Origin of the sequence: Micromonospora sp. M71_S20 (assembly GCF_003664255.1) — a bacterium.
In the GTDB taxonomy this organism is placed as follows: Bacteria; Actinomycetota; Actinomycetes; order Mycobacteriales; family Micromonosporaceae; genus Micromonospora.
Genome location: NZ_RCCV01000004.1, coordinates 750,597 through 775,762, shown reverse-complemented (window position 1 = coordinate 775,762; position 25,166 = coordinate 750,597). Strand labels below are relative to the sequence as shown.

Sequence of the window (25,166 nt, the reverse complement as noted above, 5' to 3'; positions counted from 1 at the left end):
GTAACGTGCCGTTCATCACCTGTCAATCAAAGGCGTCAATGCGGCGGGCGGGCGGAACGACGTCCGCCTCGCTGCCGGACGGGCGGCCCGGCGCACGGCCGGATCGGCGGCCGGACGCAGCCGGACGGGCGGCTGCCGGCACGCGAAAGGGGCGGCCCGGAACGGATCCGGACCGCCCCTCGGCGGGTGACTCAGTGCGCGCCGGGCACGACGGCGGCCGCCTCCTCCCGGGCCCGCCGCTCGTCACCACTGAGGGTGTGCAGCGGCTTCTCCCGGATGAACAGCACCACCACCAGGGCGAGCACCGCGAAGGGGGTGGCCACCAGGAACAGCTCGCCGGTGGCGGTCCCGTACACGTCCTGGATGATCTTCAACACCGGCTCGGGCAGGGCGGACAGGTCGGGCACCTCGGTGGAGCCCTCCCCGCCCGTGGCGCCGCCGGTCAGCGGACCGAGCTTCTCCGCGCTCAGCGTCGCGACCCGGTTCGCCAGCACCGCGCCGAGCGCGCTGACGCCGATCGTGCCGCCCATGCTGCGGAAGAAGGTCAGCACCGAGGTGGCCGCGCCCAGCTCGTGTGCCGGCACGTCGTTCTGCGCCGCGAGCACCAGGTTCTGCATGAGCATGCCGACGCCGACGCCGAGCACCGCCATGTAGACGCTGAGCAGCACGATGCTGGTCTGGGCGTCGATGGTGGCCAGCAGCAGCATGCCGGCGACCATCACGGCGGCGCCGGCCACCAGGTAACGCTTCCAGCGGCCGTACTTCGTGATCAGCTGGCCGGCCACCGTCGACGAGACCAGCAGGCCCAGGATCATCGGCAGGCTCATCAGCCCCGCCACCGTCGGCGACTTGCCCAGCGAGAGCTGGAAGTACTGGGACAGGAAGACGGTGCCGCCGAACATCGCCACACCGACCAGGATGCTGGCGACGGTGGTCAGCGAGACCGTCCGGTTGCGGAAGATGTCCAGCGGCACGATCGGCTCCGCCGCGCGGGACTCCACCCAGACCGCCAGCGCCAGCAGGACGAGGCCGCCGCCCACCATCAGCGCCGTCCACCCCGAGGCCCAGGCGAACTTGTTTCCGGCCAGCGACGACCAGACCAGCACGGTGGAGACCCCGGAGGTGATGAGCAGCGCGCCGAGCCAGTCGATCTTCACCTTGCGGCGGGTAACCGGCAGGTGCAGGGTGCGCTGGAGCAGGACGATCGAGAGCAGGGTGAACGGGACGCCGATCAGGAAGCACCAGCGCCAGCCGAGCCAGGAGGTGTCCACGAGCACGCCGCCGATCAGCGGGCCGGCGATGGTGCCGACGCCGAACACGGCGCCGAAGATGCCGGCGTAGCGCCCCAGCTCGCGGGGCGGGATCATGGCCGCCATCACGATGGTGGCCAGGGCGGTCATGCCACCGGCGCCGATGCCCTGCACGACCCGGCTGACCAGCAGCACCTCGACATTCGGGGTCAGCCCGGCGATCAGCGAGCCGATCACGAAGAGGCCGAGGGAGAGCTGGATCAGCAGCTTCTTGCTGTAGAGGTCGGCCATCTTGCCCCACAGCGGCACGGTCGCCGTCATGGCCAGCAGCTCGGTGGTGACGATCCAGGTGTAGACGGTCTGGGTGCCGTCGAGGTCGGCGATGATGCGCGGCAGCGCGTTCGCCACGACCGTGGAGGCGAGGATCGACACGAACATGCCGACCATCAGGCCGGAGAGTGCCTGGAGCACCTCGCGGCGGGACATGCGGCCGGCGCCGACCTCGGGGGTCTTGGCGGGCACGGTGGCGGTCATTGACCTTCCTTACCGGGTACGGGTTTCACGGCCTCCCGGGCGCCTTTCCCGGAAGGGGCTTGCGGGTCAGGACCGGTCGGGTTGCGGCAGCCCCGCAGCGAGGGCGGCGAACGCCTCGTCGACGAGGTCGGCCAGGTCCGGCCGGTCGGGGTGGGCGGCCCACCGGGTCATGGCGTGGCGCAGCGCAGCGCCCGTCACGGCGGTGACCAGCGCCGGGTAGCCGTGGTCGGCATCGACGCCCACCCGCGCCGCGACGACCTCGACGATGGCGCGTTCCGTCTCGGCGTTGCCGGCCAGCAGGCGGGGCAGCAGCGCGGGATTGCGCGTCACCACGTCCATCCGCAGGCACCACAGCTCACGCTCGGCGCGCACCTCGTCGATGACCTCGTCGAGGGCGGTCCGCAGCGCGGTCAGCACCGGCACCTCGGGCGGCACGGCGGCCAGCCGGGCGACCAGGCGCGCCGCGTGGTCCGCCTGGTCGCCGACCAGGGCGTCGTCCTTGCAGGCGAAGTAGTTGAAGAAGGTGCGCGGGGAGACGTCGGCCGCCTCGCTGATCTCCTCCACCGTCACCTGGGCCAGTCCGCGCTCGGCCACCAGGCGCAGGGCCGCCTCGGTCAGCGCGGCCCGGGTCTGGCGCTTCTTGCGGTCGCGCCGCCCGGGAGCGGGTTCGGTTCCGGCGGATGTCACGCGAGGACCCTACTAGCGATCTTGCAGGTCCTGCAATGTTTTATTCGGTGAAGTGACGCTGGCCATCCGGCGGGCCGGTCCGGGGATCGCGGGGCGCAGGAAGGGGCGCGGGCCCGGCCGGGACGATCCGGCCGGGCCCGCCGCCGTACGGGTCACGGGTAGGTCGTGAGGTACACCTGCTGATTGGCCGCGTTGGCGGTGCCGCCGGTGCCGTTGACCACCCGGTTGATGGTGCCCACGCCACCGAGGGAGACGGTGACCATGTTGGTGAACCGGACGTTCGGGCTCGTCGGTGCCTCGATGGCCCGGTCGGCGACGACCGAGGGGTCGACGTTGAAGTAGCAGTAGCTGCCCATCCCCCACGCCTGGTGGGTGCTCACCGAGTCGGCCACCTTGTACGCCGCGTAGCCGCGGGTGGCCCCGTTCATCCAGGCGGCCTGGTTCGGCGGGTCGTACGGCATCTCGTTCTGGTAGAAGTACGTCCGGCCCCCGTTGCCGTTCCACACCGTCTGGTACCGCTGGTAGTGCTCGACGAAGAGGCCGTACATGGTCACGTCGTCGCCGTTGACCGTCAGGCCCGTGTCGGCGGTGTTCACCGTCCAGCCGACCCCGTCGCCGTGGTCGGCGCGCCAGAGCCACATGTGGTCACCGATCACGTGGTCGCTGTTGACGGTCAACGTGTTGGTGGCCCGGCCGACGCCCGGCCCGCCGATGCGGAAGAAGACGTCGTGCAGCGAGGTCGGGTTGGCCGCGTGGCTCGCCGCCGAGCCGGGCGGGCCGACCTCCATGAGCACCGGCGAGTTCACCTGGCCGGCCTCGAACATGATGCCCGCCACCTTCACGCCGTCCACGTCGGCGACCCGCATCGCGACGGCGCCGTTGTCGGCCTGGACGGTTGCCAGGCCGAGGCCGAGGACCACCGTGTCGGGGCGGTCCACCCGGATCGGCTCGGTGACCCGGTGCACGCCCGGGGTGAACAGCAGGTGCCGGCCCTGGGCGAGCGCGGCGTTGATGGTGGCCGCGCCGGTGCCCGGCCGCACGACGTAGAACTGGCTGAGGGAGATGGACGAGCCGGCCGGGGTCCTGCCGTACCAGCTGGTGCCGGTGGAGTTGGTGCGCAGCGCGGGCACGAAGACGCGGTACTCGCCGGTGCCGTCGACGTAGAGGAAGGGCTTCTCCCGCACCTGGGGGGTCTGCGGGATGACGGTGTGCGAGGGGTTGGGGAAGTGCGGCGGCGGGGCGCCGGTGACGCCCTGGAAGACCATGTTCCACACCGAGCCGGTCCAGCCGCCGAACTCGCTGTTGCGCGAGTACCACTGCTGCTGCGACCCGGAGACGACCAGGCCGTCGATCCTGGTGTCGGCCATCAGGCCGCCGCTGGACCAGCCGTCGCCGCCGTTCCACAGCTGGATCTGGTTCTGCGCGCCGCGCAGGTGCATCCGCCGGTACGGCGCGGCCTGCGAGACCGCCCACCGCTCCACGGTCACCCCGGCCGGCAGGGTCACCGAGAGGTTCTCGGCGGCCCGCCAGAAGTTCTGCGTGGCGTTGCCGCCCATCCAGAACGCCTCGGCGCGTACGTGGCCGTTGAGGTTGACGTCGTCCGGGCTCATGCCGAGACCGGCGACCTGGGTGAAGAAGCCGAGGTTGACGTCGGCGGTGTAGGTGCCGGGCTTGAACAGCACGGCGTAGCGCTCGGGGCCGAACTGGTTGCGCTCCTGCTGCGTGAAGATCGTGTTCAGCCGGCTCTGGATGGTGGCGGTCGGGGTGGACGGGTCGAAGACGAAGGTGTTCGGCCCGAAGTTCGGGTTGCGGGGGTCGGTGGGCTCCACCGGCGGGGCGTCGTCGCCCGGCACGTTCACCGCCAGCTCCCAGAGCGAGTAGCCGTAGGTGGTGGCTCGCGCCGTGCCGTACACCCGCAGGTAGCGGCCGCTGCCGGTGACGGCGAGCGACTGGCTGCCCCCGGTGCCGGTGGTGGTGCCGTACACGGTGGTCCAGGCGCTGCCGTCGACCGAGGTCTGGAGCTGGAACGCCCGCGCGTGGGCGGCCTCCCAGGCCAGCACCACGCGGCAGATCGACCGCACGGAGCCCAGGTCCACCCGCAGCCACTGGGGGTCCGCGGCGGCGCTGGCCCAGCGGGTGCCCGGGTTGCCGTCGACCGCCGCCGAGGCGGGGAGGCCGGCGTTCTCCACCGACGACGCGGTGGCCGGCCGGCCCTGGGCGACGTTGGCGCTGCCGCAGGTGGGCGCGGTGCCGCCGGCCTCCCCGTAGACCTGGAACTCCCAGAGGGAGTAGCCGTAGCCGGTGCCGCGCGCGGTGCCGTGCATCCGGACGTACCGGCCGGCGCCCGCGACGTCCAGGGTCTGGGTGCCGCCGGTGCCGGCGGTGGTGCTGTGCACGGTCGTCCAGGCCGCGCCGTCGTCGGAGGTCTGGATCGTGAAGGCCCGGCCGTAGGCGCCCTCCCAGGACAGGACCACCTGGCTGAGGTTGGCCCGGGCGCCGAGGTCGACCTGGATCCACTGCGGGTCGCTGAAGGCGCTGGCCCAGCGGGTGCCGGCGTCGCCGTCGACCGCGGCGGCCGCCGGGGTGCCGGCGTTCTCCGTCGACGAGGCGGTCGCGGGCCGTCCCTGGGACAGCAGGCTCGGGGCGGCCTGCGCCGGGGGCGTCGCGGCGGGGGTGAGCGCCGCGACGAGGAGCAGCGCGAGACCGATGAGCAACCGCCGGGCGGGTCGCCCCGGCGGCGGCGTCGGGCGTACGGATATGGCGCGAGATGTCATGACTTCGCCTGTCGATAGAGGGTCGCTGACCTCGGGCGTGACGGGATGACGAAGGGGGCCGCAGCGATGCGGGTGGCGTACGCCGGCCGGTGCCGGAATGGGAGAGAGCGCTCTCGTCCGAGTGTTGCGGCGCCGTTGCGCAGCCGTCAAGGCATCGATAAATAACGCTGTTATTTATCCGTGAAGTTCGATTTGTTCGGTAACCCGCCGGTTCGCCGACCGCACCCCGCCCGCCGTGAGCAGCCGGGCGATCGGGAGCGTCGCCGCGCCGAGCGCCACCGCGTCGACGCCCAGCAGGCCCAGCTCGATCGAGGCCTGCTCGTACGGCTGCCGCAGCGCCTGGCGGCCGGCGGCCTCCCGGACGGCCGGCAGCAGGCCGCCCAGCGCCATGCCGGCCCAGCCCCCGAGCACGACCCGCTCCGGGTTGAACAGGTTGATCAGGTTGGCCACCCCGGCACCGAGGTACTCGGCCGTCTCGTCCAGCACCCGCCGGGCGGCCGCCGAGGTGTCGGCCGCGTCGATCAGGGCGGCCAGCTGTGACTCCTCGTCCCCGCCCGGGACCGGGTGGCCGCCCCGGGCCTCCCGGTAGCGGTCGATGACGGCCTCCGCGCCGACGTACGCCTCCAGGCAGCCGCGGCCTCCGCAGCGGCAGGGCCGCCCGCCGTAGATGAGGGTGGTGTGCCCCCACTCCCCCGCGCTGCTGGAGGCGCCCCGGTAGGTCACCCCGTTGGTCACCACGGCGGTGCCGATCCCCGAACCGACCAGCGCGAAGACGGCGTGCCGGGCCCCCCGGCCCGCGCCGAACCACATCTCCGCCTGGCCGAGCGTCTTCGCCCCGTTGTCGATGTGCAGCGGCAGGTCGGTGCCCGCCGCGATCAGCCGCTCCAACGGCACCCGGTCCCAGCCGAGCGACTGGGCGTGCACCACGGCCTCCCGGCCCTGCTCGACCACCCCGGAGACGCCGATGCCGGCGCCGAGCACCTCGTCGACGGCCACCCCGGCCCGGGCGGTGACCGCGTCGATGCCGGCCAGCACGTGCCCGGCCACCTCCGCCGGCTCCGTCCGCCGCGGATCGAGCGGGTACGCGACGCTGGCCAGCTGGGTCATCGCGAAGTCGAACAGCTCCACCCGGACCCGGGTCTCGCCGACGTCCACGCCGACGACGAAGGCGAACCGCGGCGCGACCCGCAGCATCATGCTGGGCCGGCCGCCGTCGGACTCGGCGGCGCCCGCCTCGGCGATCAGCCCCTCGTCGATCAGGTCGCCGACCACGTTGCTGACCGCCGGCTGGCTCAGCCCCGTGCTGCGGACCAGGTCCTGCCGGGTGAGCGGGCCGTCCAGGAAGACCTTCGACAGCAGGGCGGACCGGTTTCGCAGCCGGACGCCCCGGTTGGTCGCGCGCGCCAGCTCCACCTGCCACCTCGATCCCCTCGGCCGTCCGGAGCGACTGTACGACCCCGTGCTTGACGACCTCTCGGCCAACCACTTTAATGACCACATTCATTAAGTCGTGATGGAACTTCTGGAGCGCCGGCCCCCGCCGGCGTGCCCCGCCCACCGTCCGCCGCCGCCCGTCACCCCCGTTCCCCGACGCGACGCCGGCGACCCCCACCACGTGCAACGGAAGGGCCGAACGTGTCGAGACGACACCTCGCGATACTCACGGCGGCCGTGCTGGCCGCCACCACACTGACCGCCTGCGGCGACTCCGGCGGCTCCTCCGGCGCAGCCGGGAAGACCCTCACCTACTGGGCCAGCAACCAGGGCGCCAGCCTGGAGGCCGACAAGCAGACCCTCCAGCCGGAACTGGACAAGTTCGAGCAGCAGACCGGCATCAAGGTCAACGTCGAGGTGGTGCCCTGGTCGGACCTGCTCAACCGGCTGCTCACCGCCGCCACCTCCGGCCAGGGCCCGGACGTGGTCAACATCGGCAACACCTGGTCGGCGTCGTTGCAGGCCACCGGCGCGCTGGTCGAGTTCGACGACGCCACCCTCGCCAAGGTCGGCGGGAAGGACCGGTTCGTGCCCGCGGCGCTGGCCGCCGCCGGCGCGCCCGGCAAACCGCCGGCCGCGGTGCCGCTCTACAGCCTCGCCTACGCCCTCTACTACAACAAGAAGGCGTTCGCCGACGCCGGCGTCACCAGCCCGCCCACCACCTGGGAACAGGTGGCCGAGGTCGGGCGCAAGCTCACCGGCGGCGGCCGCTGGGGCCTCGCCGTCGAGGGGGCCAACCCGTCGGAGAACGCCCACCACGCCTTCACCTTCAGCCAGCAGTACGGCGGCGAGTGGTTCGACTCCGCCGGCAAGCCGACCTTCGACACCCCGCAGAACGTCGCCGCCGTCAAGCGGTACGTCGACCTGATGGCCGTCGACAAGATCGTCAACCCGAGCAACGCCGAGTACGCGCAGAACCAGTCGGTCTCCGACTTCGCCAACGGCAAGGCCGCCATGCTGCTCTGGCAGGCCGCCGGGTCCAACCTGAAGTCGCAGAACATGGCCCCCGACGCGTACGGGATCGCCCCCGTGCCGTTCCCGGCCACCCCGCCGGCGGGCGGCAGGAAGGTCAACAGCATGGTCGCGGGGATCAACCTCGCGGTGTTCAAGCACACGAAGAACACCGACGCCGCGCTGGAGTTCGTCAAGTTCATGACCAGCGACGCCGAGCAGGTGGCGCTGAACAGGACGTACGGCTCGCTGCCCGCCGTCTCCACCGTGGCGAACGACCCGGCGTTCGCCGCCCCGGAGCAGAAGGTGCTCCAGCAGACCCTCGCCACCACGGCGGCGCCACTGCCGCAGGTGCCCGACGAGAGCACCTTCGAGACCCTCGTCGGCACCGCCATCAAGGAACTCTTCGCCGAGGCCGCTGGCGGCAAACCGATCACCGAGGAGAGCGTCCGGCAGAAGCTGACCCGGGCCCAGCAGCAGATGCGCTGACCCGCCGGACCGGTGGCCGTGGGAGGGACGCCGACCCTCCCACGGCCACCCAGCGAGAGGACCACGATGTCCACCACCACGCCCTCCCGGGACGTCGCCGCACCGGAGCGGCCCGCCCGCCGCGCGGCGACCCCGACGGACCGACGGTCACCCGGCCGCCGCCGGTCGCTGCTGCCGTACCTGCTGCTCGCCCCGGCCGTCGTGCTGGAGCTGGCGATCCACGTGGTCCCGATGCTCGTCGGGGCGTGGATGAGCCTGCGCGAGCTGACCCAGTTCCACATCCGCGACTGGTCCACCGCGCCCTTCGTGGGCTGGGAGAACTACCGCGTGGTGCTCGACGTCGACTCGGCGGTCGGGGCCGAGCTGCTGCACTCCTTCGGGGTGACCGTCGGCTACACGGTGGCCTCGGTCGGGCTCTCCTGGGTGCTCGGCGCCACCGCCGCCGTGCTGCTGCAACGCCCCTTCCGCGGCCGTGGCGTGCTGCGCGCGCTCTTCCTCACCCCGTACGCGCTGCCCGTCTACACCGCCGTGATCACCTGGAGCTTCCTCTTCCAGCGGGACACCGGCCTGGTCAACCACGTGCTGGTCGACCAGCTACACCTCCTCGACGACCGGCCGTTCTGGCTGATCGGGGAGAACAGCTTCGTCGCGCTGCTGACCGTCTCGGTCTGGCGGTCCTGGCCGTTCGCCTTCCTCTGCCTGATGGCCGGCCTGCAGAACATCCCCGGCGAGCTGTACGAGGCCGCCGCCATGGACGGGGCCGGATTCTGGCGGCGGCTGCGCTCGGTGACGCTGCCCATGCTGCGCCCGGTCAACCTGGTGCTGGTGCTGGTGCTGTTCCTCTGGACCTTCAACGACTTCAACACCCCGTACGTGCTCTTCGGCGGCTCGGCGCCGGAGCAGGCGAACTTGATCTCCCTGCACATCTACCGCAGCTCCTTCAAGACCTGGGACTTCGGCGCGGGCTCGGCGATGTCCGTGGCGCTGCTGCTGTTCCTGCTCCTGGTCACCGCCGGCTACCTGCTGGTCACCAACCGCCGGAGGAACGATGCGTGAGACCGCCGCCGAGCGCTGGGCCCGCCGGATCGTGCTGACCCTGCTCGCGCTCTTCGTGCTCGTCCCGCTCTACGTCATGCTCAGCTCGGCGCTCAAGCCGTTGCAGGACGTGCAGGGCAGCTTCACCTGGTGGCCCCGGCGCCCGACCGCGCAGGCCTTCGTCGACATGTGGTCGACCGTGCCGCTGGGTCGCTACCTGGTCAACAGCCTGGTCGTCTCGACCGTGGCGGCGCTCTTCTCCGTCACCGTGGCGATCTTCGCGGCGTACGCCGTCAGCCGGTACCGCTTCCGGGGCCGGGGGCTGTTCTCGGTGACCGTGCTCTCCACCCAGATGTTCCCCGGGATCCTCTTCCTGCTGCCGCTGTTCCTGATCTACGTCAACCTCGGCACCGCCACCGGCATCCAGCTGTACGCCAGCCGCACCGGGCTGATCATCACCTACCTGACGTTCTCCCTGCCGTTCTCGATCTGGATGCTGGTCGGCTACTTCGACTCGATCCCCCGCGGCCTCGACGAGGCGGCGCAGGTCGACGGCGCCGGCCCGCTCCGGACGCTGTTCCGGGTCATCCTGCCGACGGCGGTGCCGGGTGTCGTCGCGGTCGCCGTCTACGCCTTCATGACCGCCTGGGGCGAGGTGCTCTTCGCCTCGGTGATGACCGACGAGGGCAGCCGCACCCTCGCCGTCGGCCTCCAGGGCTACTCCACCCAGTTCAACGTCTACTGGAACCAGGTGATGGCCGCGTCGCTGGTGGTCAGCGTCCCGGTGGTGGCCGGCTTCCTGGCGTTGCAGCGCTACTTCGTCGCCGGCCTCACCGCCGGCGCCGTCAGGTGAGGCCATGACGGCCGCACACGAGGCCATGTCGGCCGCACATCCGAAGGAGAGCCCACCCGTGCCGGACCTGTCCACGCTGCCGCCCGACTTCCTCTGGGGGGTCGCCACCGCCGCGTACCAGATCGAGGGGGCCGTCCGCGCCGACGGCCGCGCGCCGTCCATCTGGGACACCTTCTGCGACGTGCCGGGCGCCGTCGACAACGGCGACACCGGCGCGGTGGCCTGCGACCACTACCAGCGGTGGCCGCAGGACGTGGCGCTCATGCGGCAGCTCGGGGTGGACGCGTACCGGTTCTCGGTGGCCTGGCCCCGGGTGCGGCCCGACGGCGTCGGCTGGGTCAACCCGAAGGGCCTGGACTTCTACGACCGGCTGGTCGACGCCCTGCTGGCGGCGGGGATCCGGCCGTTCGTGACGCTCTACCACTGGGACCTGCCGCAGGCCTTGCAGGACCGGGGCGGCTGGCCGGAGCGCGGCACCGCCGAGGCGTTCGCCGACTACGCCGCCGTCGTGGCCGCCCGCCTCGGCGACCGGGTCGTCGACTGGACCACCGTCAACGAGCCGCTCTGCGTGTCCTGGATCGGGCACCTGGAGGGCCGGATGGCACCCGGCGAGCGGGACCTGGCCCGGGCGGTGCGCGCCTCGCACCACGTCCTGCTCGGGCACGGGCTGGCCACCCGGGCGATCCGGGCCGCCGCCGCCCGGCCCGCCTCCGTCGGGATCGTGCTCAACCCCAGCCCCTGCGAGCCGGCGAGCGACCGGCCCGAGGACGTGGCCGCCGCCCGGCGGATGGACGGCCACGTCAACCGGTGGTGGCTCGACCCGCTGCACGGACGCGGCTACCCGACCGACATGGTCGCCACGTACGGCGTCGAGCCGCCGGTCCGCGGCGACGACCTGGCCGTCGTCGCCACGCCCACCGACTACCTCGGCCTGAACTACTACTTCCGTCAGGTGGTGGCCGACGACCCGGCGGGGCCGCCGCCGTACGCCCGCCAGCTGCCGGTGCCGGGCGCGGTCTGCACGGCGATGGGCTGGGAGGCGTACCCTGCCGGGCTGGAACAGCTGCTGGTCGCGGTGACCGAGGAGTACGCCCCGGCGCGGGTGATCGTCACCGAGAGCGGGTCGGCGTGGCGGGACGAGGTCGGCGCCGACGGCACCGTCGAGGACCGGGAGCGGACCGACCACCTGGAGCGGCACCTCGCGGCGTGCGCGGCGGCGGTCGACCGGGGCGTGCCGCTGGCGGGCTACTTCGTGTGGTCACTGCTCGACAACTTCGAGTGGTCGTACGGGTACGACAAGCGCTTCGGGCTGGTGCACGTCGACTACCCCACCCAGCGCCGGACGGTCAAGGCGAGCGGCCTGCGCTACGCCGACCTGATCCGCGCCCACCGGCGGCGTACCGGGCGGCTGACGCCGTCCCGGTGAGCCGGGGACGATTCGCCGGGCCCCACGGAGCCCCGGGCGCCACCCGGGGCTCCGCGCGTCACGCGCCGGGCGAGGTCAGCAGAACCAGCCGTCCTGCACCCACCCGCGCCGGTTGACGTGCCCGTAGGCGAAGCCGTAGACGTAGCCGCCGCTGCGCGGCCCCTCGACGAGGAACGTCTGGCCGCGGTAGAGGGTGCCCATCCACGCGCCGACCGGGGCGGTGCGGACGAAGAGGTCCTGGGAGCACACCTCCTCGCGCTGCCCGATCGTCCCGTTCGCGGCGTGCCCGGGCGTCGCACTGAGCGCCAGCACGGCGCAGACGGTCGCCAGCAACGCGCCGAGGCGGCGCGGCAATCCCCCGCTCACCACGAGTCGTACCCCCCGATGCACTCGCTGCGCACGTAGCCCCAGTCGTTGGGCCCGAAGTCGAAGGTGGCGGCCCAGCCGTTGTAGACGGGATGCGCGCCGGGCGTGTGGCCGATCTTGTTGCCGTACTCCAGCGTGCGCTTGAACCCGTGCGGGCCGCTCGCCGAGTCGTAGTTGGCGTAGAAGCTGGCGCTCTGGCAGACGACCACGGCGTGCCGCGGCACGACCGGGCCGGCCTGCGCGCCGGTGGCGCCGAGGGCCACCAGGGCCCCTCCCGCCGTCAGGACGCCGACCGCGCGGATCACCTGTGTTCGCATCAACACCTCCGGGTGGGAACCTTCCTTCCCGACACCCTAACCATTACGTCGAGGACCTTCTATGTCTGCGATCCTGTCGTCCTCGTGCCGGCGTCCCGGATGCCGATAGGGTCGGGGCCCATGCGGACGAAGCAGGAACTGGGCGCGGCCATCCGGCGTAACCGGCGGGCCGTCCTCGTCGTCAACGCCCACTCCCGCCGGGGCCGCCAACTGCACGAACAGGCCCGGGCCCGGCTGACGGCGGCCGGCTTCCACCTGCTGGGCGACCACCCCGTCGAGCAGCCCGGCCAGCTCGAACGCGCCCTCGCCGCGGCCGTCGACCTCGGGCCGGACCTGCTGGTGGCCGGCGGCGGGGACGGCACCCTCAGCGCCGCCGCGCGGGCGCTCGCCCACCGCGACATGGCGCTCGGCCTGCTGCCGCTGGGCACCACCAACAACTTCGCCCGCACCGTCGGCGTGCCGCTGGAGCTCGACCGGGCCGTCGACGTGCTGGCCGGCGGCACGGTGATCGACGTCGACCTGGGCCTCGCCGGCGACATGCGGTTCACCAACCACGTCGGCGTCGGCCTCTCCGCCGACATCATGCTGCGCACGCCGCCGCGCCTGAAGCGGGTCACCGGCCGGCTGGCGTACCCGCTCACCGCCCTGGCCCTGCTGGCCCGGCACCGCCCGCTGCGCGTCACCGTCCGCGCCGGGGACGCCCGGCACGAGTTCCTCACCCACCAGGTGTACGTGGCCAACGGCGGCTTCCACGCCGGGCGCCCGATCGCCGCCGACGCCGACGCCGACGACCGGCTGCTGGTCGCGTACCCGGTCGGCGGGGCGAACCGGTGGGGGCTGGTGCGCGACACCGCCCGCAACGCGGCGACCGGGCACCGGCGCTCCGTCGGCGACGAGCCGTTCCTCGCCGTCGGGGAGCTGTGGCTGGAGACCGACCGGCCGGCGCGCGTCGAGGTCGACGGCGAGCTGTGCGGCCGTACGCCGATCCGGATCGGCCTGGACGCCAACGCGCTGCGGGTGATGGCGCCGGCCGGGAGCCCGGACCGCTGACCCGCGCGGCCGGGCGGGACGCTACTCCGCCCGGTCCGCCGCGTCGAGGGCCGCCAGGAAGTCCGCGACGAGGTCCTCGGTGTCCTCGATGCCGGTGGAGACCCGGACGAGCCCTTCGCCGATGCCGGTGGCGGCCAACTGCTCGGCGTCGACGATCCCGGCCCACATCGAGCGCGGGTGCACCACGAGGGTGCTGACGCTGCCCAGGCTGGCCGCCCGCTTGGCCAGGCGGAGGCCGTCGAGCAGCCCGGCCGCCGCCCGCCCGTCGCGCAGCTCGACGCCGAGCACCCCGCCGAAGCCGGTCATCTGCCGGCCGGCCAGCTCGTGCTGGGGATGCGTCGGCAGCCCCGGGTAGCGGACCCGCCGCACGGCGGGGTGACCCTCGACCGCCCGGGCCAGGGCCAGCGCGTTGGCGTTGTGCCGGTCCACCCGCAGCGACAGGGTGCGGATGCCCCGCAGCAGCAGCCAGGCGTCGATGGGGCCGAGCGTGCTGCCGGTGACGACGGCGGTCTGCCAGACCCGGTCGACCAGGTCGGCGGAGCCGACGATCACCCCGGCCGAGACGTCGGAGTGCCCGCCGAGGTACTTCGTCCCGCTGTGCCAGACCAGGTCGGCGCCGAACTCCGCCGGCCGCTGGTTGACCGGGGTGGCGAAGGTGTTGTCGACAGCGACCAGCGCGTCGTTGGCGTGCGCCAGCTCGACGACGGCGGCCAGGTCGGTCAGTTCGAGCAGGGGGTTGCTCGGGGTCTCCACCAGGACCAGCCGGGTCTGCGGGCGCAGCGCCCGGACGAAGGCGTCGGTGTCCGTCTGGTCCACCTGGGTGAAGGCCACCCCGAAGCGGGCCAGCAGGCCGGTGACCAGGGACGTCGTGCCGCCGTACGTGCTGCGCTGCACGATGACGTGGTCCCCGGCGGAGAGCAGGGCCAGGGCGATCGTGCTGATCGCGCCCATCCCCGAGGCGGTGACCATGCCCGCCTCGGCGCCCTCCAGCTGGGCGACCACGGCGGCGACCTGCGCGTGGTTCGGGTTGCCGTAGCGCGTGTAGAAGGCGTGGCCCCGGGTCTCGGTGGCGACGGCGGCGAACTGCTCGTCGGACTCGGCGCTGAAGGTGGCGCTCTGCACGATCGGCGGCGACACCGCCCCGCCCGGGCTCAACCCGTCGTCGCCGTGGACAGCGATCGTGCCGGTGCCGGTCACAGGTTCTCCTCACGTGGTGGGCTGCCCGCCGGGACGGCGGCCCGGTCGGTGCGCATCCGCAGCGCGTCGCGGTGCCGGCGCAGGACCGCGTCGTCCAGGTCGGCGACGGCGGGCCCGGGGCCGGTGCCGGCGTCGGCGAGGACCCGACCGTCGGGAGCGTACACGGCGCCGTGACCAGCGCCGGGGCGGAACCTGCTCCTGCGCCGGGCAGGCTCGTCGCCCGTGAGCCGGCCGGGCCACGAGGAACATCGCGCCGGCGACCTTCGCGCCGACGAGGGAAAGCGCTTACCATTGCCTTTGCATCGACGGGAGTGGATTACTAGCGACCTCGACGGGGCGGTCGCGCACCCCTCCCGCCACCCCGCGCCAGCCGAAGGAGCCGCATGACGTCCCCCGACCCGAACAGGAAGCCCGCCCGTCGACGCCTCGGCCTGGTGGCCACGGCCGTGCTGACGCTCGTCGGCGCCGCCGTGGCCGTCGGTCCGCGACCCGCCGCGGCGGCCACGGTCGACCCCGGCGCCAACTACGTCCTCGTCAACCGGCACAGCGGCAAGGCCATGGACCTGTGGGGCTGGTCCACCGCCGACGGCGCGCCGGTCAACCAGTTCACCCGCAACGACCTGGCCGTGCAGCAGTGGCGGTTCGTCGACGTGGGCGGCGGCTACCACCAGATCCGTTCGGCGCACAGCGGCAAGGTGCTGGAACTGCCGAGCGCCGAGGACGGGGTGCCGCTCGTCCAGAACACCGCCGCCAGCGGCAACACCCGGCAGCACTTCCGGCTCGCCGACAGCGCCGGCGGATACGTCCGCCTCGTCAACCGGCACTCGAACAAGGCGCTCGACGTGTGGCAGTGGTCCACCGCGGACGGTGCGACGATCTCGCAGTACCAGGATCTCGACGGCGCCAACCAGCAGTGGCAACTGATCAGCCTCGGCTCCGGCGGTGCCGGCTGCGGCAGCGGCGCGTTCCAGGCCGAGGCGGTGCTCAGCGGCGGCACCTGGACCGCCCGCAACGGCGGCACCACGGTCTACACCGGCAGCGACATGCGGGCCGCCGTCCAGGCCGCGGTGAACAGCCTCAGCGCCGGGCGGACCAGCAAGCAGCGCGTTGTCGTCCGCGGCTCCGGCTCGATGAGCGCCGGCTCACGGATCTCCCTGCCCAGCTACACGGCGATCGACGTGTGCGGCACCATCAACGTCACCGGTTCGGGCAGCGGTGACCAGGCGCCCATCTACTCCCGCGGCACCAGCCACGTCGAGGTCGGGCACCTCACCGTCACCGGCACCCCGCTCTACGGGATCTTCCTGCGCAACGTCACGGACGTCGTCCTCGGCCGGATCGACATGCGGCTCGGCAGCGGGCTCGGGATCCGGATCGACAACCGCGGGGACACCAGCCAGTGGAGCCGCAACGTCCGCATCGACAGCGCGTACGTCTCCGGCGCCAGTTCCCACGCGGTCGAGACGTACGGCGTGGACGGGCTGACCATCGGCACCGTCACGGCGCGCGACGTGGGCGAGTCGGGCCTGCTGCTCAACCAGACGATCAACGCCACGGTCACCACCGTCGACGCCGAGAACGCCGGCGCCGGCACCGGGTACGCCGCCTTCCGGATGGCCAACCGCAACGGGCGGGTGGGCTCCGGCTACCCGACCAACGTCCGGGTGGGCACCGTCCGGGCACGCGGCGGCGGCCGGGGGATCTTCTGCGTCTCCGAGTCCGGCGGGGCCACCATCGACCGGGTGGACATCGCCAACACCGGAAACAACGCGATCCTGATCGAGAACTGCCAGGGGGTGGACATCGCGGCCGGGGGCGGCACGATCAGCGGCGGCGGCGAGGTGCGGCTGGCCGAGCGCACCGAGTTCCCCGGCAACCGGGACATCACGCTGCGCAACTTCACCCTGGTGAACAGCCGGATCGTGGAGAACCCCTGCGCGGACGGCCTGACCATCAGCAACGTCGGGCTGAGCAACTCCACGATCGTCCGGTGCTGACCGGGGCGGCCCCGGCACCCTCGCCCCGGGGTCGTTCCGGCCGTCCGGCGTTCCGTCGACCGGAACGCCGGATGGTCGGACGGGGCACGGTCGCCGCGCGGGCGACCGTGCCCCGTCCTCCCGCCCTGGACGCTCCCGGCCCCGAGGGGGGCGGGACCGGGACCGCCCGGACGCCGGAGCGCGCCGGTCAGCCCGCGACGGAGCGGAAGACCGGGTAGTAACCGCCGGACTGGCCGGCCGCGGTCGGGTGGTAGGAGACGCCGAGGTTGGTGTAGTTGAGGGCGTGCAGCCACTTCTCGCCGTAGCTGCACAGCTGGTGCCCGACGAACTGCGACCGCACGTCGGCGAACTTGAAGCCGGCGGCGACGGCGGCGGTGCGGGTGATGTCGTCCACCAGGTTGATGCCCTCGTTGATCTTCGCCCGCGAGGTGGCGCTCAGGCCGACGCAGACGGTGCCGAGCTGGTAGAAGACCGGGTACCCGACGACCACCACCCGGGCCGAGGGCGCCCGGGTCTTGATGCCGTTGTAGACGTTGCGCAGCAGGCCGGGCAGCTGGGCGCGGGCCTTGTCCTCGGCGGCCTGCACGGCGGCCACGCACTGCGTGGTGCCCTGGAGCACGCAGGTGGACATGATGTTGGCGAAGCCGACGTCGTTGCCGCCGACCGTGACGCTGACCAGGGTGGTGGTGGAGCTGAGCGCCGACAGCTGCGTGTTGATCAGGCTGGTGGTGGTGGCGCCGGAGCAGGCGACCGAGCGGTACGACGCGGGCTTGATGTTGGCGGCGTACAGGGCCGGGTAGGCGTTGGTGCTGCGCTGGCAGGAACCGCTCTCGCTGGTGTAGCTGCCGGCGCCCACGCCCGAGGCGTACGAGTCGCCGAGCGCCACGTAGCGGTCGGCGGGCGCGGCCTGGGCGGGCGCGGCCAGGGTGAGGCTGACGCCGAGAGCCGTGGCCAGGCTCAGGGCGAGGGAAACGAGACGGGTTCTCCGCACGTCGCACTCCGGGGGTAGAGGAATCGAGTGCGAGATTGATATCACCGAATATTCGCGAACGAAAGATCTTGCCGGAACTTTTAGGGGTGCCGGCAAGGACCTACCGGGTTCCCGTACCGGTACGTGCGCCGGCAGGGGTCGCGCGCACCCGTACCGGGGCCCCGACCGCACGGCGACCGCGAGGCGCGGCCCGGCGGACGCGGCCCCGGTCCGGGGCGTACGCGCAGGGGCGGAACGTCAGCGGGACGACCCGGACGCCCCCGTGGCCGTCGCCACGAACATCGTCTGCACCTGCTCGGCGGCGTCGAGCCCGGGCACGGCGTGCGCCCGCACGTCGACGAAGCCGGCCCGGCCCAGCGCCGCCCGCCAGCCCGCCACGTCCAGCAGCGGGGACGCCGGCACCCGCGGCTCGTCCTCCGCGTGCCGCCACCATCCCTCGGCCAGGCCGAAGGTCAGCGTGTTGTAGTCGAGGCGGCTGGTCATCTCGTTGATCACCAGGATGCCGCCCGGCTTGAGCAGCGCGTGGCAGTGCCGCAGCGCGGTGGAGATCCGCATGGTGGCGTGCAGGACATTGCTGGCCAGGACGACCTCCATCGAACCGGGTTCGAAGCCCTGGTCCTCGGGTGCGCCCTCCACGTTGTAGCGGGCGAAGTCGACGTGGGGCCGGCCGACGCCGAAGCGCTGCCGCCCCAGCCGCAGGAACGCGGGACCCACGTCGGTGTAGAAGTACCGCAGTCGCTCCGCCCGGTCCGCCAGGGCGTCCAGCACCGGCCCGGTGGTGCCGCCGGTGCCGGCCCCCACCTCCATGACCTGGACGAAGGACCGGGGATAGCGTCGGAGGAACTGCCGGACGTGCTCCCGCACCCGCGCCGCGCAGAGCCGGTTGTAGAAGTCCAGTTGGACGTTGTCCCGGTAGATCGCGGAGACCAGGTCGGCCGAACCGCCCGGAAGGAGCACCTCGTTCGCCGGCCGGTCGCCCCGTACCACCTCGACCAGCTGCGTCTGGCAGGCGACCAGCAGCGGCACGTATCCGGCGGCCTCCGGGTGCTCCCGGCGCAGCGCCGCCGCCGACGCGTCGACCGCGTCGTCCTCGGCGAACCCGGCCGCCTCGGCGACCCGTGCGGTGACGGCGAGCCCGTCGCCGTGCCGACGCAGCAGGTCGGCGCGTTCCAGCAGGTCGAGCAGGGCGTCGCCGAGCCGCTGGTAGCCGGGTGCCACCGCGAGCCGGGCCAGGATCTCCTCCCGTCCGGCGCTGGTGCCGGAAGCGGGCAGGACGCCGGCGGCGGCCAACCGGGCCGCCAGCACCCGTCGCCCGAAGTCCGTCACCGCCTCGAAGGAGGTACGGAAGCGCGCGTGGCGTTCCTGGTCCACGTCCACGAGCGGCTGCGGCGTCGCCTCGACGTCCGGTGCGGTCACGATGTGCCCTCCACGGTGCGGTTCCGGCGGTGCCGGTCAGGTCAGGTGCGCGGCCACGGATGCCGCGGCACGGGGTGCGCCCGGCCGGTCGTCGAGCTGCGCGGTCAGGTCCGCGAGCAGCTCCGCCCGTGCCGGTACGAGATAGAAGTGGTCGCCGGGGAACGCCCGCAGCCGGAAGCCACCGGTGGTCAGCTCCGCCCAGGCGGAGACCGATTCCCGGTCGCAGGCCGGATCCCCCGTGCCGAGGTACGCCGTGATCGGCGCGGACACCGTCCGCGGCGGACGCGGCAGGTAGCCGTGGATCAGCCGCAGGTCGGCCCGGAGCGCCGGCACGACCAGCTCCCGCAGCTTCGGCGAGCGGAAGACCACCGGATCCACCTCGCCGAGCGCGGCGATCCGGGCGAGGAACTCCTCGTCGTCGAGGTGGTCGGGGTGCTGGTCGATCCGGGTGACGTGCGGTGCCCCGTGCCCCGAGACGAACAGGAGGGTCGGCACGACGCCGAGCCGCTCCTCCAGCCGGACGGCCACCTCGTAGGCGACCGAGGCGCCCATGCTGTGGCCGAACAGGGCGAGGGGACGGTCCAGGTACGGGGCGAGCGATTCGGTGACCCGGTCGGCGAGCAGGTCCATCCGGTCGACGCACGGCTCGGCGAGCCGGTCCTGCCGACCCGGGTACCGGACGGCGAGCAGGTCGACGGAGTCCGGCAGCGAACCCGCCCAGGTCTGGAAGAAACCGGCCGAGCCGCCGGCGTGCGGCAGGCACACCAACCGCAGCCCCGCGTGCGCGCCGCCCCGGAACACCCGCAGCCAGGGATCACCGCCGGCCGGGCGGAGCGGGGACATCTGGGGCATCTCCTCGGTCGCGCCGGTCAGTCCGACATCGCCACCAGCACCCGGCGGTCGCCCGTGTACGGGCGCCGGCCGTGCGCGGTCAGCACGTTGTCGATCAGCAGCAGGTCGCCGACCCGCCAGTCGACGTCGACCGCGGCCTCCAGGCCCCGGTCGCGGATCTGGGTGACGTACTCGTCGGGGATCGGGGAGCCGTCGGCGAAGGTCACCGACTGGGGCAGCTCGTCCGGGCCCATCACCTGGGTCATCACCCTGGCGATGTCGTCGTCCAGGCCGGCCGGGTGCCACTGGTCCGCCTGGTTGAACCACACCTCGGCCCCGGTGACCGGGTGCCGCAGCGTGGCCGGCCGGAGCTGGATCACCCGCAGCCCGTCGGCGGTCCACTCCCAGGTGGCGCCGGCGCCGGCGAGGAACTCCTCGACCTCGTCGCGGCTGTCGGTCTCGAACGTCTCCCGCCAGCTCTTGCCCAGCCCCATCCCGTCGTGCAGGTTCTGCTGGTAGCGCAGGCCGCCGGCGAAGTCCGCGCGCAGCTGCGGGTCCAGCGAGTCGAGCCACAGCGCGGCGTCGACAACCGGGGTCGCGCCGCCGGTCTCGGCCGCGATCTGGCAGAAGAAGAGCAGCCGGGCCGGCCACCGGGCGGCGTACGACAGCTCGTTGTGCATCGAGATCGTGTAGCGGGCCGGGTACTCGGTGGACGTGTAGACGTTGCGGCCCACCTTCGTGCGCGGCGAGTTGCCGTGCACGTACGCCAGTCGCCTCGGCAGCAGCAGGTCCATCACCGGGTCCAGGGTCTCCGGCCGGACGCCGAAGCCACGGAAGACGAGCGCCTTCTCGGCGGTGAGGACCGCCGCCAGGTCCAGCTCGCGGAGGTGGCCGACCAGGCCCTCGGCGCTCGGCGCGCAGCCGGCGCTCTCCGGGGTGATCTCCAACGGTTTCCAGCTCGCGTGCTCGTTCATTCCGGGGCTCCTCACCGTCCCAAGCCGTGCGATCCCTCCCAGGCTCTGCCGCTCCGCTATATTCCGTCCATATCGCCGCGGTCCCGCTCCCGCTCGGCGGCCTCGGCCCGCTCCGCCTCGGCCCGGGCCCGACCGCCGAAGCCGAGCACCGCGAGCACCGCGATCACCCCCATCGCCCCGCCCACGATCAGCATGGCCCTGGTGATGCTCGTCGAGTCGAGCAGGAGGCCCGCGAACAGCGCCCCCAGCGAGTTGGCTCCCGAGCTGAGCAGCATGACGATCGAGCCGGCCCGCCCGCGCAGGTGGTCGGGTGCGCTCTGGAGCACGTACAACATCCCGGCCACGTTGCTGATGCCGGCGCCGTAATGGATCAACGCGAAGATCGCGCCGAGGACGACGAGTCTCGGCGCCAGCGCGAGCAGCGGCATCAGCACCGCCCAGGCGATGTTGACCCCCATGATGATCCGGCGGATCCCCCACCGCCTCAGGTAGAAATTGCTGGTCATCGCGCCGGCCATGCCGAACACGCTGTTCACCATGAGCAACATCCCGACCGTGGATGGCGAGCCGCCCTGGTTCTTGACGATCACCAGGAGGCCCAGGCCCAGCACCTGGAACAGGATGTTGCTCGCCGCGAAGAGGCCGAGGGCACGGCGCAGGTACAGCTGGCCCCAGACGAAGACGAAGCCCTCCCGCATCCGGGCCAGCAGGCCACCGGGCTCGTCCGCGCGCGCCTTCGGCGCCTGCAGGTCCCGCCGCACGAACAGCAGGGTGACCAGCGAGATCACGTGCATCAGCACGGCGAAGCCGAAGGGCGCCCAGCGCGTCAACGTGTACAGCATGCTGCCGGCCGGCTGGCCGAGGATGCTGGCCGCGTTGGCCCGCGACTCGTTTGCCGCCGTCGCCGCGCCGTACCTGTCGGCCGGGACCACGTTGAACACCGCGGCGCGTTCGGCCAGGGCGTAGCAGATGCCCAGGCTGGCCTCCACGAACGCGACCGCCATCAGGTGCGGCAGCCACACCGAGTCCCGGGCCACCGCGACCGCGACGCTGCCGATCGCGACGATCCGCCCGACGTTGCAGAACACCATGGTCCGCCGACGGTCCCAGCGGTCCACCAGCGCCCCCGCCGGTAACTGGGTCACCAGGTTGGGCAGCAGCGCGGCGAAGGTCACCAGGCTGGCCGCCGTGGCCGATCCGGTGGACCAGAAGACCAGCAGGGTATAGCTGATCGAGGTGGCCCGGGAACCCAGCGCGGAGACCCCGGAGCCGACCCAGAGCAGCAGGAAGTCGCGGTTGCCGGTCAGGCGCCCCGGCTGCCGGGACGTGGCCGCCGGGTGCCCGACCGCGCTCACGACGCGGACCCGGCGGGGGCGGGCCGGCACCAGTCGAGCACGGCCATCGCGCTGTAGAGCTTGTTCTCCGCCTGCTGGAAGGCGATGCTGGCCGGGCCGTCCAGGACCTCGGCGGTCACCTCCTCCCCCCGGTGCGCCGGCAGGTCGTGCATGAAGACCGCGTGCGGGCTGCGCCGCCACAGCTCCCGGTCCACCCGGAACGGGGCGAAGCGCACCCGCCAGTCCGGGTCGGGCTTGCTGGTGCCGGTGGTCTGCCACCGGGTGGTGTAGATGGCGTCCAGGTCACCCGGCAGGTCGTCCATGTGGTGCCGTTCGACGAGGTGGGCGCCGCAGCGCTCCGCCTGCGCCCGCGCGACCGCCGCGATCTCCGCCGGCAGCCCGTACCCCGCCGGGGTGCGCAGTTCCAGCTCGACGCCGGGGAAGCGGGTCAGCGCCAGGGCCAGCGCGGTCGCGGTGTTGTTCGCCTCGCCCAGGTAGAGCAGCCGCAGGTGCTCGATCCGACCGAAGCGCCGCAGCAGGGTGGTCAGGTCGGCCAGCGCCTGCGTCGGGTGCTCCTCGGCGCTCATCGCGTTGATCACGGCCATCCGGTCCTGCCGCGCCCAGTCGCGCATCTCCCCCGGGTCGGCGGCGGTCCGCGCCACCAACACGTCGAGCATGCCCGACAGCACCCGGCCGGTGTCTTCGCTGGACTCCCCGGTGTTGACCTGGAGGTCGTCCGGCCCGTACTGGATGGCCTTCGCGCCGAGCCGCAGCGCGGCCACGGTGAACGCGGTCCGCGTCCGGGTCGACGTCTTCACGAAGTAGGTGCCGACCACCCGGTCGGCCAGCGGGCTGGCGGATTCGCCGGCGGCGAACCTCGCCCCCCGCGCCACGATCGAGTAGAGGTCGTCGTCGGTCAGGTCGCGGATCGACACCAGGTGCCGCACCTGCCGGGCCGGTGGGTCGGTGACCGTTGCGGAGATGCTCGGTACGGTCGTCATCACATTTCCTCCGTCAGTGCGATGTCGGACGCCAGTCGCGACACGACCTCGTGGCCCTGGTCGCCGTTGGTCAGCAGCACCAACCCGGAGCCGTCGGGCACCCGGCCGGCGGTGAGCGCGTGGTAGCCGGGGATGCGGCCCCGGTGGGTGAACTCGACGCGTGCCCCGGCGGGCCCCTCGATGCGGTCCACCGTGCAGCCGAGCCCGAAGACGCCGCCCGGTCCGGTGGTCAGTTGCGTCACCGCCAGCTCCCGGCTCAGCAGGGCCGGGCCGCCCCGGTGCGCGACGTGGATCTCCCTGACGAGCTGGGCCAGGTCGGTCGCGGTGCTCCAGAGGCCGGCGGCCGCGAGGTCGGTACGCACCTGCCAGCCGCCCGGGAGCGGCTCGCCCCGTTCGTCGTGCCCGACGGCCACCGGCCGGCCGGACGTCTCCGGGAAGCTCTGGTCGAAGCTGCTGCCGGTCATCCCCGCCGGTCCGAAGACCAGCTCGGCCATCAGGTCGGCGAAGGGCGTCGCGGTGACGTCCTCCATGAGCTGCTGCACCACCACGAAGTGGCTGTTGCGCTCCACCGCGACCGGGTCGGGCGCGTCGAGCGCCTGGACCGGGCCGGTGGACACGCCCCGGCCGTGCAGCACGTCCGACAGGGTCGGCACGGGCCCGCCACGCGGGTGCCCGGTGCTGCCGGTCGGGGTCAGCCCGGCGACGTGGCTCAGCAGTTGCCGCAGGCTCACCGGCCGGCTGGCGGGCAGCTGCCAGCCCTTCAAGTAAGCGTTGACGTCCGTGTCGAGCTGGAGCTGCCCCCGCCCGACGAGGACCAGCGCGCCCACCGCGGTGACCCATTTGCTGACCGAGCCGACCTGGAAGATGGTCGCCGGGGTCACCGGGGCGCCGCCGCCGGCCGTGCGGTGCCCGGCGGCGCGGGCCTCCACCAGCTCACCGTCCACGAGCAGGGCCAGCGAGGCGCCGGGCACCCGGTGGGCGGCGAGCAGCGGCTCGACGGCCGGCAGCACCGGGGCGGTCCGCGCCACGCCGGAGCGTACCGCCGGATCCGCCGGGTCGACGGACGCCGCCGCCCCGGTCGGGGCGAGCGAGGCGGCCAGCTCGGCCAGGGTCCGGTCGAGCATCGCCGCCCGCAGCGTCAGCGGGACACCGGCCTGCCGGGCCGCCGTGACCACCGGTACGACCAGCAGCGAGTGCCCGCCCAGGGCGAAGAAGCGGTCGTGCCGGCCGACCCGGTCGACCTCCAGGACGCGGACCCAGATGTCGGCGATCAGCTGCTCCAGCCCCGGCCGGGGCGGGGTGTGGCCGGCCGGCCCGGCCAGGTCCACCGGAGGCAGCGCCCGACGGTCGACCTTGCCGTTGGCGTTGAGCGGGATGGCCGGCACCGGAACGAAGACGCTCGGCACCAGTTGGCTCGGCAGCCACCGGGCACAGTGCGCGGTCAGGTCCGGCGCGTCGCCGACGTGGTAGGCCACCAGGCGGGGCCCGCCGGCACCCGTCGACTCGACGGTCACCACCGCGTCCCGCACGCCCGGATGCGCGAGGAGCACCGCCCTGACCTCGCCGGGCTCCACCCGGTGGCCACGGATCTTCACCTGGTCGTCGACCCGGCCGAGCAGGTCCAACTGCCCGTCGGGCAGCCAGCGGCCCAGGTCGCCGGTCCGGTACAGCCGCCCGCCGTCCGCGCCGAACGGATCGGGCACGAACCGGTCGGCGGTCAGGGCCGGCCGGCCGGCGTAGCCCCGGGCGAGACCGGGGCCGCCGAGGTGGACGTGGCCGACCACGCCCACCGGCACCGGTTGCAGGTCGGCGTCGAGGACGTAGGTCCGCATCCCGCCCAGCGGCCGGCCGATCGGCGCGACGTCGGCCGGCAGCGGCCCGGTGACCGGGTACCGGCTGACGGCCACGGTCGCCTCGGTCGGCCCGTACTCGTTGAGCAGCACGCTGTCCGGCGCGAGCGCGTGCCAGCGGTCGCAGACCTGCCGGGTCAGCGCCTCGCCCCCCAGCACCAGCAGCGGGGTCAGGGCCGCGGCCCGGTCCGCGTCGAGCTGGCGGGTCAGCAGGTCGAGGTGGCCGGGGGTCAGCTTGACGAAGCTGAACGGGCCGGCGTCGGCCAACCGCGGGCCCAGCTCGTCCAGGCCGGCGTCGGGCGGCAGCAGCCACAGCCGCTGCCCGGTGACCAGCGGCGCCCAGATGCTG

At 73.1% G+C, this 25,166-nt stretch carries 21 protein-coding genes (1 of these 21 only partly in view); 6 read left to right on the top strand and 15 right to left on the bottom strand.

The features are described 5' to 3' along the window. Positions 1 to 191: 191 nt before the first annotated feature. The 4 genes from DER29_RS32160 to DER29_RS32145 all read right to left on the bottom strand — a co-directional run bounded on the left by DER29_RS32160 (position 192) and on the right by DER29_RS32145 (position 6,658). Positions 192 to 1,784 carry an MDR family MFS transporter gene (locus DER29_RS32160; protein WP_121401365.1) on the bottom strand — a complete coding sequence of 531 codons (1,593 nt, stop codon included), beginning with the start codon at positions 1,782 to 1,784 and terminating at the stop codon, positions 192 to 194. A 66-nt stretch (positions 1,785 to 1,850) separates the two neighbouring features. After that, a complete protein-coding gene (locus DER29_RS32155) occupies positions 1,851 to 2,471 on the bottom strand; it encodes a TetR family transcriptional regulator (RefSeq protein ID WP_121401364.1) in 621 nt (206 codons plus the stop codon). Positions 2,472 to 2,623: 152 nt separating this feature from the next. Continuing rightward, complete coding sequence (locus tag DER29_RS32150) at positions 2,624 to 5,245, bottom strand: discoidin domain-containing protein (RefSeq protein WP_121401363.1); 2,622 nt, start codon at positions 5,243 to 5,245, stop codon at positions 2,624 to 2,626. 174 nt (positions 5,246 to 5,419) lie between these two features. Further along, on the bottom strand, positions 5,420 to 6,658 hold the full coding sequence (locus tag DER29_RS32145) for an ROK family transcriptional regulator (protein WP_121401362.1): 1,239 nt from the start codon (positions 6,656 to 6,658) through the stop codon (positions 5,420 to 5,422). Positions 6,659 to 6,880: 222 nt separating this feature from the next. Between DER29_RS32145 and DER29_RS32140 the strand changes: the two genes are divergently transcribed. The 4 genes from DER29_RS32140 (at position 6,881) to DER29_RS32125 (ending at position 11,493) form a co-directional block, all read left to right on the top strand. Next, complete coding sequence (locus DER29_RS32140) at positions 6,881 to 8,179, top strand: sugar ABC transporter substrate-binding protein (RefSeq protein ID WP_121401361.1); 1,299 nt, start codon at positions 6,881 to 6,883, stop codon at positions 8,177 to 8,179. A gap of 66 nt (positions 8,180 to 8,245) precedes the next feature. After that, a complete protein-coding gene (locus DER29_RS32135; RefSeq protein WP_121401360.1) occupies positions 8,246 to 9,235 on the top strand; it encodes a carbohydrate ABC transporter permease in 990 nt (329 codons plus the stop codon). After that, positions 9,228 to 10,067, top strand: a complete 840-nt coding sequence (locus DER29_RS32130; RefSeq protein WP_121401359.1) for a carbohydrate ABC transporter permease — start codon at positions 9,228 to 9,230, stop codon at positions 10,065 to 10,067. The genes DER29_RS32135 and DER29_RS32130 overlap by 8 nt, the downstream gene beginning before the upstream one ends. 4 nt (positions 10,068 to 10,071) lie before the next feature. Continuing rightward, a complete protein-coding gene (locus DER29_RS32125) occupies positions 10,072 to 11,493 on the top strand; it encodes a GH1 family beta-glucosidase (protein WP_370040887.1) in 1,422 nt (473 codons plus the stop codon). A gap of 75 nt (positions 11,494 to 11,568) precedes the next feature. Here DER29_RS32125 and DER29_RS32120 read toward each other — a convergent pair whose 3' ends face one another. Both DER29_RS32120 and DER29_RS32115 read right to left on the bottom strand, forming a co-directional pair. After that, on the bottom strand, positions 11,569 to 11,859 hold the full coding sequence (locus DER29_RS32120; protein WP_199729638.1) for a hypothetical protein: 291 nt from the start codon (positions 11,857 to 11,859) through the stop codon (positions 11,569 to 11,571). Next, the gene (locus DER29_RS32115; protein ID WP_121401486.1) at positions 11,856 to 12,176 is read right to left on the bottom strand and encodes a hypothetical protein; all 321 of its coding nucleotides are present in this window, start codon (positions 12,174 to 12,176) and stop codon (positions 11,856 to 11,858) included. Before DER29_RS32115 ends, DER29_RS32120 begins: the two co-directional genes overlap by 4 nt. Positions 12,177 to 12,296: 120 nt before the next feature. Here DER29_RS32115 and DER29_RS32110 point away from each other — a divergent pair, with 120 nt between their 5' ends. Further along, a complete protein-coding gene (locus DER29_RS32110) occupies positions 12,297 to 13,226 on the top strand; it encodes a diacylglycerol kinase family protein (protein WP_121401358.1) in 930 nt (309 codons plus the stop codon). 21 nt (positions 13,227 to 13,247) lie between these two features. Here DER29_RS32110 and DER29_RS32105 read toward each other — a convergent pair whose 3' ends face one another. Further along, positions 13,248 to 14,423, bottom strand: a complete 1,176-nt coding sequence (locus DER29_RS32105; protein ID WP_121401357.1) for a PLP-dependent aspartate aminotransferase family protein — start codon at positions 14,421 to 14,423, stop codon at positions 13,248 to 13,250. After that, positions 14,420 to 14,587 carry a hypothetical protein gene (locus DER29_RS34375; RefSeq protein WP_158619130.1) on the bottom strand — a complete coding sequence of 56 codons (168 nt, stop codon included), beginning with the start codon at positions 14,585 to 14,587 and terminating at the stop codon, positions 14,420 to 14,422. The genes DER29_RS32105 and DER29_RS34375 overlap by 4 nt, the downstream gene beginning before the upstream one ends. A gap of 219 nt (positions 14,588 to 14,806) precedes the next feature. Here DER29_RS34375 and DER29_RS32095 point away from each other — a divergent pair, with 219 nt between their 5' ends. After that, the gene (locus DER29_RS32095; protein ID WP_121401355.1) at positions 14,807 to 16,420 is read left to right on the top strand and encodes an RICIN domain-containing protein; all 1,614 of its coding nucleotides are present in this window, start codon (positions 14,807 to 14,809) and stop codon (positions 16,418 to 16,420) included. A gap of 187 nt (positions 16,421 to 16,607) precedes the next feature. Here the strand turns inward: DER29_RS32095 and DER29_RS32090 are convergent, their stop codons facing one another. The 7 genes from DER29_RS32090 to DER29_RS32060 form a co-directional block, all read right to left on the bottom strand. After that, positions 16,608 to 17,411, bottom strand: coding sequence for an SGNH/GDSL hydrolase family protein (locus DER29_RS32090; protein ID WP_121401354.1), 804 nt, complete (start codon positions 17,409 to 17,411; stop codon positions 16,608 to 16,610). Positions 17,412 to 17,648: 237 nt separating this feature from the next. Beyond that, positions 17,649 to 18,827, bottom strand: a complete 1,179-nt coding sequence (locus DER29_RS32085; RefSeq protein WP_158619129.1) for a class I SAM-dependent methyltransferase — start codon at positions 18,825 to 18,827, stop codon at positions 17,649 to 17,651. Positions 18,828 to 18,863: 36 nt separating this feature from the next. Beyond that, positions 18,864 to 19,670, bottom strand: a complete 807-nt coding sequence (locus tag DER29_RS32080) for a thioesterase II family protein (RefSeq protein WP_121401352.1) — start codon at positions 19,668 to 19,670, stop codon at positions 18,864 to 18,866. Between the two features lie 26 nt (positions 19,671 to 19,696). Continuing rightward, a complete protein-coding gene (locus tag DER29_RS32075; RefSeq protein WP_121401351.1) occupies positions 19,697 to 20,632 on the bottom strand; it encodes a TauD/TfdA family dioxygenase in 936 nt (311 codons plus the stop codon). Positions 20,633 to 20,688: 56 nt separating this feature from the next. Beyond that, the gene (locus tag DER29_RS32070) at positions 20,689 to 21,987 is read right to left on the bottom strand and encodes an MFS transporter (protein ID WP_121401485.1); all 1,299 of its coding nucleotides are present in this window, start codon (positions 21,985 to 21,987) and stop codon (positions 20,689 to 20,691) included. Further along, a complete protein-coding gene (locus DER29_RS32065) occupies positions 21,984 to 22,967 on the bottom strand; it encodes an ornithine carbamoyltransferase (protein ID WP_121401350.1) in 984 nt (327 codons plus the stop codon). The genes DER29_RS32070 and DER29_RS32065 overlap by 4 nt, the downstream gene beginning before the upstream one ends. Next, positions 22,967 to 25,166: the 3' end of a non-ribosomal peptide synthetase gene (locus tag DER29_RS32060; protein ID WP_121401349.1), read on the bottom strand. 21,140 nt of this gene lie beyond the right edge of the window; the window shows 2,200 of its 23,340 coding nt (coding positions 21,141-23,340); its start codon lies beyond the right edge, outside the window — the gene reads right to left on this strand; it ends in the stop codon at positions 22,967 to 22,969. The genes DER29_RS32065 and DER29_RS32060 overlap by 1 nt, the downstream gene beginning before the upstream one ends.